This is a genomic window from Streptomyces sioyaensis (genome assembly GCF_004122735.1).
Classification (GTDB): Bacteria; Actinomycetota; Actinomycetes; order Streptomycetales; family Streptomycetaceae; genus Streptomyces; species Streptomyces sioyaensis.
This window is the reverse complement of sequence record NZ_SDIF01000284.1, coordinates 1-1,182: the sequence shown is the minus strand read 5'-3', so window position 1 is coordinate 1,182 and position 1,182 is coordinate 1. Positions and strand designations below refer to the sequence as shown.

General features: G+C 71.5%; 1 protein-coding gene. It reads left to right on the top strand.

Translation table 11 applies throughout. The features are described from left to right. Positions 1–58 precede the first annotated feature (58 nt). Complete coding sequence (locus EST54_RS33900; RefSeq protein ID WP_129251482.1) at positions 59–1,162, top strand: aminopeptidase P family protein; 1,104 nt, start codon at positions 59–61, stop codon at positions 1,160–1,162. The last annotated feature ends 20 nt before the right edge of the window (positions 1,163–1,182 follow it).

Here is a 1,182-nt window from a genome sequence, read left to right as displayed (position 1 = left end):
GGCGTGTGCCGGGTCGGCGGGGGCGTAGCGGCGTAAGTTCAGCGGCATGGTGACTTCGATGACGCATGAGGACTACGAGCGGCGGATGGCGCGGGCCGGGCGGGTGGCCGCCGATGCCGGGCTGGCCGGGCTGATCGTGACACCGGGGCCGGATCTGACGTGGCTGTGCGGCTACCGGCCGACCGCGGTCACCGAGCGGCTGACCGCCTTGGTGATCGAGCCGGGGCGGCGCTCGCGGCTGCTGGTGCCCGTATTGGAGTATCCGGATGCGGAGCGTTCCGTAGGAGCCCCGGCGCTGGAGGTGTCGGGGTGGGCCGACGGTGCGGACCCGTATGCCGAGGTCGCCAAGTGGGTGGACCCGCAGGGACGTTACGGGTTGTCCGACTCGACCTGGGCGATGCACCTGCTCGGGCTGCAACGGTCGCTGCCGGGCAGTGCATACGCGGCGCTGACGGAGGTGCTGCCGATGCTGCGGGCGGTCAAGGACGCCCATGAGGTGGCGCGGCTGGCCGCGGCCGGAGCCGCCGCGGACGCGACGTACGAGGAGATTCTGCGGCGGCCCTTCGGGGGGCGCCGGGAGTCCGAGGTGGCGGCGGATCTGGCACGGCTGCTGGTCGAGCACGGACACAGCCAGGTGGACTTCACGATCGTCGGCTCGGGCCCTAACGGCGCCAATCCGCACCACGAGGCCGGGGAGCGGGTCATCGAGGACGGCGACATGGTCGTGCTCGACTTCGGCGGCCTCAAGGACGGCTACGGCTCGGATACGACACGGACCGTGCACGTCGGGCAGCCGGGTGCCGAGGAGCGCAAGGTGCACGACGTCGTGCGGGAGGCGCAGCAGGCGGCGTTCGAGGCGGTGCGGCCGGGCGTCGCATGCCAGGACATCGACCGGGTGGCCCGGAAGGTGATCAAGGCCGCGGGGTACGGCGAGTACTTCATCCACCGGACCGGGCACGGGATCGGGGTGACCACCCACGAGCCGCCGTACATGGTCGAGGGCGAGCATCTGACGCTGGTGCCCGGGATGTGCTTCTCGATCGAGCCGGGGATCTATCTGCCGGGGCGGTTCGGGGTGCGGATCGAGGACATCGTGACGTGTACGGAGTCGGGCGGGCGGCGACTGAACGAGACGGGGCGGGAGATGGCGGTGGTGCGGTAGGGAGGGAGGAAGGCAGGAGG